Origin of the sequence: Pseudomonas sp. GM74 (assembly GCF_000282455.1) — a bacterium.
Classification (GTDB): Bacteria; Pseudomonadota; Gammaproteobacteria; order Pseudomonadales; family Pseudomonadaceae; genus Aquipseudomonas.
Genome location: NZ_AKJG01000127.1, coordinates 1 through 14,286, shown reverse-complemented (window position 1 = coordinate 14,286; position 14,286 = coordinate 1). Strand labels below are relative to the sequence as shown.

Annotated in this window: 2 protein-coding genes and 1 pseudogene; 1 reads left to right on the top strand and 2 read right to left on the bottom strand. The window is 63.4% G+C overall.

What is annotated here, in order from left to right:
* Positions 1–210 precede the first annotated feature (210 nt).
* Positions 211–13,209 carry a non-ribosomal peptide synthetase gene (locus tag PMI34_RS04915; RefSeq protein ID WP_008052970.1) on the bottom strand — a complete coding sequence of 4,333 codons (12,999 nt, stop codon included), beginning with the start codon at positions 13,207–13,209 and terminating at the stop codon, positions 211–213.
* 23 nt (positions 13,210–13,232) lie between these two features.
* Positions 13,233–13,310 (bottom strand): annotated as a pseudogene (locus PMI34_RS29405) (outer membrane lipoprotein carrier protein LolA); the annotation flags it as partial.
* 292 nt (positions 13,311–13,602) lie between these two features.
* On the opposite strand from PMI34_RS29405, the gene PMI34_RS04920 reads away from it, so the two are divergent.
* Positions 13,603–14,151, top strand: coding sequence for an RNA polymerase factor sigma-70 (locus tag PMI34_RS04920; protein WP_008052965.1), 549 nt, complete (start codon positions 13,603–13,605; stop codon positions 14,149–14,151).
* Positions 14,152–14,286: the final 135 nt, after the last annotated feature.

Genomic DNA, 14,286 nt, shown 5'->3' with positions numbered 1-14,286 from the left:
CAGGCACCTCCTGACCGTATTTCATACCTGTAAACGATGTCTCCGGTTTAAAACGTAAAGGATGTCTCCGGTTTCTACCCGGGCAAGTCGAATCGTCGCACCGCCGCTCCCACAGGGATTCAGGTGTTCATACATACACCTGCGAACCTGTGGGAGCGGCGGTGCGACGATTCGACTTGCCCCCGATGAGGCCGGTAAAGCCGCTGGAGATTAAAACCCCTCCAGCTCCGCCATCAGGTCATTCAGGCGATCCGCCTTCTCCTCGGTGATTTCGTTGGCCGCCAACCCGTCGATGTACGCCGCCAACTCCTCCACCGTGCTGCACTCGAACATCGCCCGCAATGGCACGTCCCGTTGCAGGGTTTTCTGCACCCGTGACGCGATCTGCGTGGCCAGCAGCGAATGCCCGCCCAGTTCGAAGAAGTTGTCGCGAACACCCACCTTCTCGACCTTCAACACCTCGGCCCAGATGTCTGCCAGGGTCTGCTCCAGGTCATTGCGCGGCGCCTGGTAATCCTGGCTCTGCATTTGGCCGATCTCCAGCGCCGGCAGGGCCTTGCGGTCCAGTTTGCCATTGGCGTTGAGCGGCAGCTTGTCGAGCCATAGCCAGTGCAGCGGCACCATGTACTCTGGCAGTTCGGCACGCAGGCGTTGCTTGATGCGTTCCAGGCGTTCAGACGAATCGAGCGCAACATCCACCGCGACCAGATAGCCAACCAGATGCTTGCCGTTCGCCCCTTCCTGCACACCCACCGCCGCATCGCGGACTTCCGGTTGTTCATGCAGGCGAGCCTCGATTTCACCCAGCTCGATACGGTAACCGCGAATCTTCACCTGATGGTCGATGCGCCCCACGTACTCCAACACGCCATCGCTGCGACGGCGGGCCAGGTCGCCGGTGCGATACAGGCGCTCACCCGGTGCGCCGAACGGGTTCGGCACAAACACCGGGGCGGTGCGCAGTGGATCGCCGACATAGCCGCGACCGACCCCGGTCCCCGCCACGCACAGTTCACCCACCGCGCCCAGCGGCACCAGTTCCAGCGCTCCGTCGAGCAGGTACAACCGGTTGTTGTCGGTCGGCGTGCCAATCGGCAGGTAGCTGGCGCGAGTCGAAGCCATATCGACGCGGAAGAACGCCACGTCATCCGAGCACTCCGCCGGGCCATAGGCATTCACCAGGCCGATCTGCGGATAGCGCAGCAACCATTGATGCGCCAGTTCCGGCGGCATCGCCTCACCGGTTGGCAACATCCAGCGCAGGCCGTCAAGGCTCATGCGCTCCTGGGCGAGCATGCCCTGGATCAGCGACGGCACGCTTTCCAGCACGGTAATGCCCTGGCTTTCCACATGGGCCAGCAAGCCTTGGGGATCGTGGGCGATGGCGTTCGGCACGATGTCCACCCGGGCGCCGAACAACGGCGCGGCGAGGAACTGCCAGACCGAAATATCGAAGCTTTGCGACGCGGTTTGGGCGATCACGTCGGCGTCGCTCAGATTCAGGTACGGCACCTTGCTCAACTGGTTGTTGAGCATGCCGCGCTGTTCGACCATCACGCCTTTGGGCAAACCGGTGGAGCCGGAGGTGTAGATCACGTAGGCGAGGTTGTCCGGGCCGCTGTAGACGCCAGGATTGTCCACCGACAGCGCAAGGGCCTGAACTTCCTCCCAGACCAGCAGCCGTGGCCGGTTGGCGCAGCCGAACTCCTCGAGCAAGGCCTGCGCCTGCTCACGGCAGGCTTGCGTGCACACCAGCAATGGCGTGCGGCTCAGATCAATGATCCGGCTCAGACGCTGACTCGGCAACCCTGGGTCCAGCGGCAGGTAACCAGCACCCGCCTTGAAGCTGCCGATGATCATTCCCAGCAAATCGAGGCTGCGTTCGGCCAGCAAGGCTACCGGTTGATCTCGCCCGACACCGGCGGCGATCAACCCATGACCGAGGCGGTTACTGCGCTGGTTCAGCTCCAGATAGCTGTACTGCCGGTCCAGACAACTGGCGGCAATCCGCTGTGGATGTCGGGCGACCCGGGTTTCAAACAATGCAACGTAGCTCTGCTCCAGCGGGTAATCCTGTTCGCTCTGGTTGCAGCCATGGATGAGGAAATCCTGCTCCTCGGCCCCCAACAATGGCAGGTCGGCCATGTCGCCATGGAAACCTTCCACCAACGCCAGCAGCAGACGCTTGAACTCACCAAGCATACGCTCGACCGTGGCCTCATCGAAGTAGCGCTGGTCGTAGGACAGGTGCAAGCCCAGGTCATCACCCGGATAGCACACGGCCGTGAGCGGGAAGTTGGTATGGGTTCGGCCCGAATCCGAGGTCGCGTTGAGGCTCTGTGCACGGTCCAGCACCGAGACTTCCACCGGGGCGTTTTCGAACACGAACAGACTGTCGAACAGCGGCTGGCCTTTGGGCAGTTCGCTTTGCTCCTGGATGTTCACCAGCGGCAGGTATTCGTATTCACGCAGTTGCATGTTGTGCTCGAGCAGACCGCTGAGCCACTGGCGCACGCTGCAACGCTGGCCGTCCTCGGGCATTTTCACCCGCAGCGCGATGCTGTTGATGAACAGGCCGACGGTGCGCTGCATCTGCGGCATGTCCACCGGACGCCCGGCCACGGTGACGCCGAACAGCACGTCGCGATCACCGCTCAAGCGCCGCAGCACCAGTGCCCATGCCGCCTGGGCGAAGGTATTGATGGTCAGCTGATGGGCCTGGGCCAGTTCGCGCAATTGCGCGCCGTCCCGGGCATCGAGCCTTGTGTAGCGGTCGCCGACAATCATGCCGCCGCTGTCGCCGGCATGTTCGCGCAGCAATGGCCGGTCGCTCGGGATCGGCGTGGTCCGTTCGAAACCCTGCAGGTTGGTTTTCCACCACTGCCGTGCTTCGGTCAGGCTTTGATGCTGCAGCCAGCCGATGTAGTCGCGATAACGTGGCGGCACCTCCAGCTGCGCTTCCCGGCCTTCGTCGAGGGCGCTGTAGATCTCGAAGAAATCGTTCATCAGCAGCGAACGGCACCAGGCATCGATGAGGATGTGGTGGTTGCTCATCATGAACCAGTAGCGCGCCGCACCGACCCGGATCAGACGCAAGTGGAACGGCGCCTGGTTGAGCAGATCGAACCCGGCCTCGCGTTCGGTCTTGAGCAAGGTTTGCAGCTTCGGCTCTTGCTCGGCTTCGGCGAGATCGCTCCAGTCGAGGTACTCGATCGGCGTGCTGCCCGGTTTGTGGATCACTTGCAGCATGTCTTCGCCCACGTTCCAGCAGAACGACGCGCGCAACGCTTCGTGGCGGGCGATCACCGCTTGCCAGGCCTGGGCGAAACGCTGCGGGTCGAGTTCGCTGTTGATACGGTAGCGGTCCTGCATGTAATACAGGCCGGTGCCCGGCTCCAGCAAGGTGTGCAGCAGCATGCCTTCCTGCATCGGGGTCAGCGGGTAGACGTCTTCGATGACAGCGGCCGGGACCGGCAGCGTATCCAGTTGCGTCTGGTTGAGATTCGCCAGCGGGAAGTCCGACGGCGTCAGGCCACCGGCGTCGTCGCGCAGGCAATGTTCGATAAGGCTTTGCAGTTCGCCGAGGTAAGCGTCCGCTAACTCGTCGATGGTTTGCGGATCGAAGCGTTCGGCGCTGAAAGTCCAGCGCAGTACCAGTTCACCGCCATACACCTGACCGTCGACGCTCAGCTCGTTGGGCAGCGGGGCATTGCCATCATGGGCCGCGCCGATGGCTTCATCCAGTGGATGGAACAGCGCGTCCGCCCCGAAGCTCTGGTCGAACTGACCGAGGTAGTTGAAGGTGATCGGCGCCACCGGCAACTGCGCCATGCTGTGGCGACTCTGGTCATCGGCGAGGTAGCACAGCACGCCATAGCCCAGGCCTTTGTGCGGTACGGCACGCAATTGCTCCTTGATTGCCTTGATCGACGCGCCCTGCCCGGCGGCTTCTTCAACGTTCGACGGGGTCAGGCGCAGGGGATAGGCGCTGGTGAACCAGCCGACGGTGCGGGTCAGGTCGATCTCGTCGAAGAGCGCTTCGCGGCCGTGGCCTTCCAGTTGAATAAGCGCCGATGGCTGACCGCTCCAGCGGCACAGCACGCGGGCCAAAGCGGTCAGCAGCAAGTCGTTGACCTGGGTGCGATAGGCACTCGGTGCCTGTTGCAGCAACTGCCGGGTACGCTCGCTGTCGAGGCGCACGCTGACGGTTTGCCCATGCCGGTTCTGCCCCCCGCCCTCGGGGTGATCGCAGGGCAAGTCGGCAGTGGCCCCGGCCAGTTGCGCCTGCCACCAGCCCAGTTCTTCACGCAGGGACTCGCTGCCGGCGTAGGCCTGCAAGCGTGCGGCCCAGTCCTTGAAGGCGCTGGTTTTCGCCGGCAGTTTCACCGACTGCTGCGCGTCCAGTTGGCGATACACGGTTTGCAGATCGTCCAGCAGCACGCGCCATGAAACGCCATCGACCACCAAATGGTGAATCGCGATGAACAGCCGTTGCTGACCGTCGGGACCATCGACCAGCAACACGCGCAGCAACGGCCCTTCGTCAAGATCGAGGCTGCGCTGGGCATCGGCGAACAAGGCCGCGCATTTGTCCATGGACGAAACGCGCACCTGCCACAACACCGGCGCCTCGGAAATCGCCTGGTGTGTGGCCTGCCATTGGCCGGCGACCTTGCTGAAACGCAGGCGCAAGGCGTCGTGCTGTTCGATCAGCGCCAGCAGCGCTTGCTCCAGACGATGGGGTTCAAGGGCGGCGGTCGGCTGCAGCAACAATGCCTGGTTCCAGTGCTGGCGTTGCGGGATGTCGGTGTCGAAGAACCAGTGCTGGATTGGCGTCAGGCGCGACTCACCCATGAGCAAGCCTTGCTCGGCGCTGACCTGCTCGCTGCGGGTGGCCACGCTGGCGAGGGTCTGCACGGTCTGGTGCTGGAACAGGTCGCGAGGGCTGAAGTGGATGCCCTGCTGCCGTGCCCGGCTGACCACCTGGATCGACAGGATCGAGTCGCCGCCCAGTTCGAAGAAGTTGTCATTGAGGCCAACCTGTCCGACGTTGAGCACTTCGCACCAGATCTGCGCCAGCGTGACTTCAAGCTCGTTGCTCGGCGCCACGTACTGCTGACGGTTCAGCTCAGGGTCCGGTGCCGGCAGAGCACGGCGGTCGAGCTTGCCGTTGGCGGTCAGAGGCATGCTGGCCAGCAGGATCAGGTGCGTGGGCACCATGTAGTCTGGCAGTTGCGATTTCAGATGCGATTTGAGCGCTTCACGCAGTTCAGCCTGCTGCGCTTCGCCAAACTCTGCGACGTCAGTCACCAGATAGCCGACCAATTGCTTGCCACTCGGTGCATCGAGCGCCAGCACCACCGCCTCACGGATCGATTCGTGCTCCAGCAGACGGGTTTCGATTTCACCGAGTTCGATACGGAAGCCGCGAATCTTCACTTGATGGTCGATGCGACCGAGGTATTCCACCAGGCCGTCGGCGCGCTGGCGCACCAGGTCGCCAGTACGGTAGATGCGTCCACCGTTGGCGACAAACGGATCGGCCACAAAGCGCTCCGCAGTCATGCCCGGACGCTGGTGATAACCCTGGGCCAGACCCGCGCCACCGACATACAACTCACCCGTCGCGCCTTGCGGCACCAACGCCAGGTCGGCGTCGAGAATGTAGGCCGCGCGGTCGCCGATCACGCTGCCGATCGGTACGCTGCCGGCCCCCTCTTCCAGTACTTCAGGGGCAAGACTGGCCAGCGGCATGACCACGGTTTCGGTCGGGCCGTAGGCGTTGAAGAACTGGCTCGGTTTGAAGGCTGCGCGAATGCGCACCAGGTGCTCACCGGTCAGCGCTTCGCCGCCGGTGATGATCATGCGCACCGGCAGGGTTTCATTTTGCGTTGCCAGCCATTGCGCCAACTGGCTGCCGTAGCTCGGCGTGAAACCGAGGACGCTGATGTGATGACGGCGGATCAGGCTACAGATTTCTTCCGCGTCCCACTGCCCTTGAGCCCGCAGCACCACTTGCGCACCGCTGAGCAACGGCACCAGCAAACGCTCGGTGGCGGCGTCGAAGTTGATCGAATAGAAGTGCAGTTCGCAATCGTCCGGGCGCATGCCAAAGCGCTCGATCACGGCGCGGCAGTGCATGGCGATTTCGCCATGGGATACCACCACGCCTTTCGGCTTGCCAGTGGAACCCGAGGTGTAAATCAGGTAGGCCTGATGTTGCGGCAGGCTGATCAATGGCAACTCGGTGGCCGGATAGCCGGCCAGTGCAGCGGTGTCCTCTTCAAGACACCAGCGACCGACGCTTGCCGGCAACTCGCCCAGGGCCTTGAACATCGTCGCATCGCTGAGCAGCAGACCGATGCCGCTGTCTTCGATCATGTAATGCAAGCGGTCCAGCGGGTACTCCGGATCCAGCGGTACATAGGCACCGCCGGCCTTGAGGATCGCCAGCAGGCCGACGACCATCTCCAGCGAGCGCTCCAGTGCCAGGCCCACGCGAACCTGCGGCCCGACACCACGCTCGCTCAGCATCCAGGCCAGGCGATTGGCGCGGCTGTCGAGTTCGGCGTAGCTCAAAGTCTGCCCGGCGAAGGTCAGGGCCGGAGCGTCTCGGCGAATCAAGGCTTGCTCGGCGAACAAATGATGAATGCATTGATCCAGTCGATGCTCGCCGGGCTCGACGCCGAGGCTGTCGAGCAGATGCTGTTGTTCGCCACTCGCCAGCAGCGGCAACTCGCTCAAGCGCTGTTGCGGATCGGCAATCAGCGCCTCCAGCAGGTTGCGCCAATGCCCGGCCAGGCGTGCAATGCGCGGCTCGTCGAACAGATCGGTGCTGTAGGTCAGGCAGCAACCCAGGCGATGGTCGAGGTCAGTGACTTCCAGGTTGAGGTCGAACTTGGTCGCGCGGGCATCGTTGGCCAGGTACTCGACCGTCATGCCGGCCAGGGTTCGGCTTTGCTGGAACTCCCAGCGCTGCACGTTGCACATCACCTGGAACAACGGGTTGCAGGCCGCGCTACGGGGTGGTTGCAGGGCTTCCACCAGATGATCGAACGGCAGGTCCTGATGGGACTGGCCTTCGATCACCGTGTGGCGCACCTGCTTGAACAGCTCGCCGACAGACATCTGCCCGTCGAGCCGGCAGCGCAGCACTTGGGTGTTGAGGAACGCACCGATCAGCCCTTCGCTTTCCGGACGAATGCGGTTGGCTACCGGGGCGCCGATGCGCAAATCGGTCTGGCCGCTGTAGCGGTACAGCAGTGTCGCCAGGGCGGCGGTCATGGTCATGAACAGGGTCAGGCCGTGTTGTGCGTTGAAGGCACGGACCCGTGCCGCGAGGTCGTCGCTCAGGTCGAACCGGTACAACTCACCCTGATGGCTTTGCACCGGCGGACGCGGACGGTCGGCCGGCAACTCCAGCAACGGGTGCTCGCGGCCCAGTTGCGTCGTCCAGTAATCGAGCTGGCGCTGACGCTCACCGGACTCCAGCCACTGACGCTGCCACACGCTGTAATCCAGATACTGCACCGGCAATGGCGCCAGCGGTGATTCACGATCATCGACGAACGCTTCGTACAGCGCGCTCAGTTCCCGGGCAAAAATGTCCATCGCCCAGCCTTCGGTGACAATGTGGTGCAGGGTCAGAACGAAGTAGTGTTCCTGTTCGGCGGTCTTGACCAGGCAGGCGCGCAACAGCGGCCCGGCTTCCAGATCGAACGGCTGGTGCGCTTCGTCGTCAGCCAATTGCTGGACCTGCCACTCGCGGACTTCGGCATCCAGCGCGGTGAAATCCTTCCACGCCATGCGCACGCCGGTTTGCGTGTGCACCTGTTGGCGGGCGACGCCGTCGATGCTCGGGAACGTGGTGCGCAGGGTTTCGTGACGCAGGATCAGGGCTTGCAGCGCCGCCTCGAAACGCGCCACGTCGAGCACGCCGCGCAGCCGCGCCATGCCACCGACGTTGTAGGCCGGGCTGTCGGGCTCCATCTGCCAGAGGAACCACATGCGCTGCTGGGAATAGGACAGCGGCACCGGCTGGCTGCGGTCGACTTTCTCAATCGGCGGCTGTTTATTGGTGCTGCCGCTGGCCTTGATCAGGCGAACCTGTTCGGCAAAGGCACCGAGTTCGCTGTGTTCGAACAGCGCCCGCAGCGGCAACTCGACGTCGCAGGCCTGGCGGGCACGGGAGATGATTTGCGTGGCCAGCAACGAATGGCCGCCGAGGGCAAAGAAATCATCGCGCAAACCGACTTGCGCCAGGCCCAGCACTTCGCGCCAGATGCCGGCGATGCATTGCTCCAGTTCTGTCACGGGTTCAACGTGCTCGCGCACCTGCCACTGCGGATCCGGCAAGGCGCGCCGGTCGAGTTTGCCGCTCGGGCCGAGGGGCATTTGCTCCAGACGCATCAGTTGCGCCGGGACCATGTATTCGGGCAGTTCGGCGGCCAATGCGCTTTTCAGGCGCGCAGATTGCTCGGCTTCGTCCCCGGCATGGTCCGTTGCGGTGTAGTAACCGATCAACTGCGCCCCGGCCACGATGTCGCGCACCAGCACCACGGCTTGCGCAACGCCGTCCTGGGCGAGCAGCCTCGCCTGGATTTCTTCCGGCTCGACCCGGAACCCGCGCAACTTGACCTGCTGATCGAGACGGCCGAGGTATTCGATCACGCCGTCCACCGTCCAGCGCGCCCGGTCGCCGGTGCGATACAAGCGTGCGCCCGACTCGCCCAACGGATCGACCACGAAGCGTTCGGCGGTCAACGCCGGGCGACCGAGGTAACCACGGGCCAGGCCAACGCCGCTGATGCACAACTCACCCGGCACGCCGACCGGGACCGGATTGAGATCGCTATCGAGCACACGGCAGATCACATTGCCCAGCGGCCGGCCAATCGGCGAGCGCTCGCCGTCGGCGCTGGAGCACTGCCAGTGGGTGACGTTGATCGCGGTTTCGGTCGGGCCGTAGCGGTTGTGCAGTTGCACCGCCGGCAGTTGCGTCAGCACCCGGTTGCGCAGCTCCGCCGGCAAGGCTTCGCCCCCGGAGAACACCCGACGCAGGCTGGTGCATTCAGCGCTCAGCGGCTCTTCGATGAACAGCGAAAGCAGCGGCGGCACGAAGTGCAACGTGGTCACGCCGTACGCTTGCACCAGCTGCGCGATACGATGTGGATCGCGGTGTTCGCCGGGACCGGCGATCAGCAAACGTGCGCCAGTGATCAGCGGCCAGAAGCACTCCCACACCGACACGTCGAAACTGATCGGCGCCTTTTGCATCAGCACGTCGGTTTCGTTCAGGCGATAAGTGTCCTGCATCCATTGCAGGCGCTCGGCCAGCGCCGCGTGGGTGTTGCCGACGCCTTTGGGTTGGCCGGTGGAACCGGAGGTGTAAATCACATAGGCGAGGTTGTCGCCGTGCAGATGGAGCCCTGGCGCATGGCTCGGCCAGCTCTCCAGATGCAGGGCATCCATCGCGATCACGCTGACGCCATCAGTCGCTGGCAGGCGCTCAAGCAATCGGGTTTGTGTCAGCAGCAATTGAACACCGCTGTCGCTGAGCATGTAGGCCAGGCGCTCGGCGGGGTAATCCGCATCCAGCGGCACGTAGGCGCCACCGGCCTTGATGATCGCCAGCAGGCCGATCAGCAGTTGCGGCGAACGCTCGCAGGCGATGGCCACGCAGACGTCCGGGCCGACACCTTTGTCGCGCAGGTAATGCGCCAGACGGTTCGCCCGGGTGTGCAGCTCGGCGAAGTCCATCTGGCCGCCGTCCCACATCAGCGCGGTGCGCTGCGGGGTCTGGCGTGCCTGCTCGCTGAGCCATTGCGGTAGCCATTGGCTGGCCGCCGCGCAGGGTGCGGTGGCCCAGTCTGATTGCTGAAGGTGTTCGGCGGCGGTCAACAGTGGCAGGTCACCGATGGTGGTGTCCGGGCGCTCGCAGACAGCCCGCAGCAGGTTGCTGAAATGCTCGGCCAGACGCTCGATGGTCGCGGCGTCGAACAATTCGCTGGCGTAGTCGAAGGACAAGGTCAGGCGACCGTTGCGGTCTTCTTCGCTGTGCAACTGCATATCGAACTTGGCTTCGCGGCTATGCCACGGCAGCTCTTCGGCCAACAACCCCGGCAGGCGTTTCAAGGCGCTGAGGTCCCGTTGCTGATGGTTGAACATGACCTGGAACAGGCCCTGCTCGCGGGCCTGGGGGAAGGCTTCCAGCAGTTGCTCGAACGGCAGGTCCTGATGCCCTTGCGCACCCAGCGCCGCCTGACGGGTCTGCGCCAGCAGCTCAACGAATGTCAGGCGTGAGTCCACCTCGGCACGCAGCACCTGGGTATTGATGAAAAAACCGATCAGGCCTTGGGTTTCCAGGCGCGGACGGTTGGCATTGGGCACGCCGATGCGGATATCACGCTGGCCGCTGTAGCGATGCAACAAGGTCTGGAACGCCGCCAGCAACAGCATGAAGGTGGTCGATTCATGGGCCTGGGCGGTCTGACGAATCGCATTGCTCAGGGCCGCGCCCAGACGCACGGTGTGGCGAGCGGCGCTGTGCAGTTGTTGGGCAGCGCGTGGATGGTCGGTGGCCAGGCTCAGGGTTGGATGCTCATCACCCAAGCGGTCTTTCCAATAAGCCAGTTGACGCTCGCCCTCCCCTTGCGCCAGCCATTGCCGCTGCCAGTTGCCGTAATCGGCGTACTGCATCGGCAATGGCGCCAGCTGCGCTTGCTGGCCCTGGGAGGCGGCCGCATACAGGCGCGAGAACTCGTCGATCAACACATTCAACGACCAGCCGTCAGCGATGATGTGGTGCATCGTCACCAACAACTGATGGTCTTCGTCGTCGAGGCGCACCAGCGTCACCCACATCAACGGGCCTTTCTCCAGATCGAACCGGGTCCGCGCTTCGTCCTCGCGGATCTGTTGTGCCCGGGCCTCTCGCTCGGTGGCTGGCAGGTCGCTGATGTCGATCAGTTGCAGGTTGAACCCGGCCGCCGCAACGACCTGTTGCAGCGCCACGCCGTCACGTTCGAAAAATCGCGTGCGCAGGGATTCGTGGCGTTCGATCAACTGCTGGAAACTGGCGTGCAAGGCGTCCTCATCCAGCTCGCCGCGCAGGCTCAAGCCGCCGGGAATGTTGTAAGCGCTGCTGTACGGGTCGAGTTGCCAGGTGATCCACAGGCGGTTTTGTGCCAGGGATTGCGGCATCGGTTGCTGGCGCGACAGCGCAGTGATCACGCCCTGGGCCATGCCACCGTCCTGTTGCAGTCGGCTCACGACATCGGCAAAAGCGCCGAGGGTCGGGGCTTCGAACAGCAGGCGCAGGTTCAACTCCAGACCGAGCTCTTCACGCAGACGCGCCACTACCTGCGTCGCCGCAATGGAGTTACCGCCGAGCAGGAAGAAATGGTCGTCGGCACCCACCTGTGCCACTTGCAACTGTTCACACCAGATCCGGCCGATCAGGCTTTGCAGCTCGGAGCCCGATTCGATCTGGCCTGCACTTTCGGTGGCGGCCGACGGGAACATCGCGTAGCTGTCGAGGCTACCGTCCGCCAGGCGATTGCGACACGCCGAGCGTTGCAGTTTGCCACTGGAGGTCTTGGGCAGCGCGCCCGGATTGAGCAGCACTACCACGTCCGGCGCTTGCTGATACGCCTCGGCGACGGCTTGTCGAATGGCTTTGATCAAGGATTCCGGCGGCAGGATTTTCTGCACGCTGCGGCTGATTTCGGCAGCGATGCCGATGCCTTCCTGTCCATCAACCGTGACGGCGAAGGCGGCAACCCGGCCTTTGCGCACCACTTCCACTTCGCGCTCGACGGTCTGCTCGATGTCCTGCGGGTACAGGTTGTGCCCGCGCACGATCAGCATGTCCTTCAGGCGCCCGGTGATGAACAGTTCGCCGTTGCGCAGGAAACCCAGGTCCCCGGTGCGCAACCAGGTCTGACCGGCGTGCCGGACGAAGGTCTCGGCGGACGCCTCGGGGTTTCGCCAGTAGCCCGAGGAGATGCTCGGCCCGCTGGCCCAGACTTCGCCGACAACGTTGTCGGTGTGCTCGGTGAGCGAGACCGGATCGATGATCAGCACGGCGTGACCCGGTTGGCTGATACCGCAGCTCATGACCGGGCTACCCTCGCCCTCTTCGACACGGTTCTGCGCCAGGGCCTGATCGTCCACCCGCAGGTTGCCGATGCCTTTACCGCGCGCGGTGCCGGCCACGAACAAGGTGGCTTCGGCCAGTCCATAGGAGGCCATGAAACTGTCCGCGCTGAAGCCGCAGGTCGCGAACTTCCCGGCGAAGCGTTCCAGGGTGTCGAGGCGAATCGGTTCAGAGCCGGAATACGCTACGCGCCAGCCACTCAGGTCGAGCCGTTCCAGGGCCGACTCGCTGACCCGCTCGCTGCACAAGCGAAAGGCAAAATCCGGCCCGCCACTGATGGTGCCGCCGTATTCACTGATCGCCTCCAGCCAGCGCAACGGCCGGCCGAGGAAGTACGCCGGGGACATCAACACGCAAGGCACGCCGCTGAAAATCGGCTGCAGCAGGCCGCCGATCAGGCCCATGTCGTGGTACAGCGGCAGCCAGCTGACGATGACGTCGTCGGGGTTCAGGTCAATGCCGAAACCGTGGCGAATCAGCAATTCGTTGGCCACCAGATTGCCATGGCTGACTTGCACGCCTTTGGGTAGCGCGGTGGAACCGGAGGTGTATTGCAGGAAGGCGATGTGATCGTCCTGCAAGTCCACCGCAACCCAGCGCTCGGCCAGTGCACCGTCGAGGGTATCGACACACACCAGTGGCGGCGCCCCTTCGATCTGCTGCAATCCATCGCGCAGCCCGGCGCTGGTCAGCAGCAAGCGCGGCTGGGCATCGCTGATGATCGACAGCAGGCGTTCCTGGTGATGACGGCGTGTCGACTCCGGCGGATAGGCTGGCACCGCGATCACCCCGGCGTACAGGCAACCGAAGAACGCCGCGACGTAATCCGGGCCGCTGGGGAACAACAACACCGCGCGGTCGCCAACATCCGCCCGGGCCTGCAACGCGCCGGCAATCGTCCGCGCCCGCAGGTCCAGTTCGCGATAGCTGAGCACTACGGCCTGTTCCGGGGTCTCGGCGAGAAAGCGCAGGGCCACCCGATCCGGCGTCAGGGCCGCGCGGCGCTGAAGGGCTTGGACCATTGTGCTGGGGAGTTCGAACGCGTCGGTCATGAGGTTTCCTGCCTGAATTCGGCTGTAGGAGCGAGCTTGCTCGCGAAAATCCGGAGAGCACCGCGGGGTGTCAGGCGCCCATCGTCATCGTTGACGACCATCGTCGGAACGCCGCCCGGAGCGAGCTCGCTCCTACGGGGTGATGAGGGTTGCGCTGTGCAATTCACCAATGAGAACGGATGACGTCTTGAAATAATTAGTCGCCGGGTTGCAACACCAGGCGGGCTGAAGGGGCGTCAACGTGTCGCAGTTCGCACTCTGCACTTCTGTCGCGCATCAATTCTCTTTCTCATTTGACAATCATTATCATTAAGCCTAATTTGTCGCTCGATGTGTAGGACGCCCCCCGGTTTTTCGCCGTCCCACTAACCTTTTGGCAGCAGGGTGATTTCCATGATGGAACCAGTATCCACAAGCAGGTGCGATACACCGCTACTTCAGGCATTCGTCGACAATCGACTGATTCTGGTGAAGATCGCAGCCCGAATTACCGGTTGCCGCTCACGTGCCGAAGATGTTGTGCAGGACGCATTCTTCCGGCTGCAATCGGCCCCGCCCATCACCAGTTCGATCAAGGCTCAGCTCAGCTACCTGTTCCAGATCGTGCGCAACCTGGCGATCGACCACTACCGCAAGCAGGCGCTGGAGCAGAAGTATTCCGGTCCTGAAGAGGAAGGGCTGAATGTGGTGATCCAGGGTGCGTCACCGGAAACGTCGCACATCAACTTCTCGACACTGGAGCACATTGCCGATGCGTTGACCGAGTTGCCGAGCCGCACCCGCTACGCCTTCGAGATGTATCGCCTGCACGGCGTACCGCAAAAAGACATCGCCAAGGAACTCGGCGTCTCGCCGACCCTGGTGAACTTCATGATCCGTGACGCGCTGGTGCATTGCCGCAAGGTGTCGGGCAAGCGTGGCGATGCGGCTTCCCGCCAATAAGATCTGAAATCTGCGTCGCGCCCTTCGCGAGCAAGCCCGCTCCCACAGGTTCAGCGCACACCCTGTGGGAGCGGGCTTGGTCCGGTAGAAACCGGAGACATCCTTTACGTTTTAAACCGGAGACATCGTTTACAG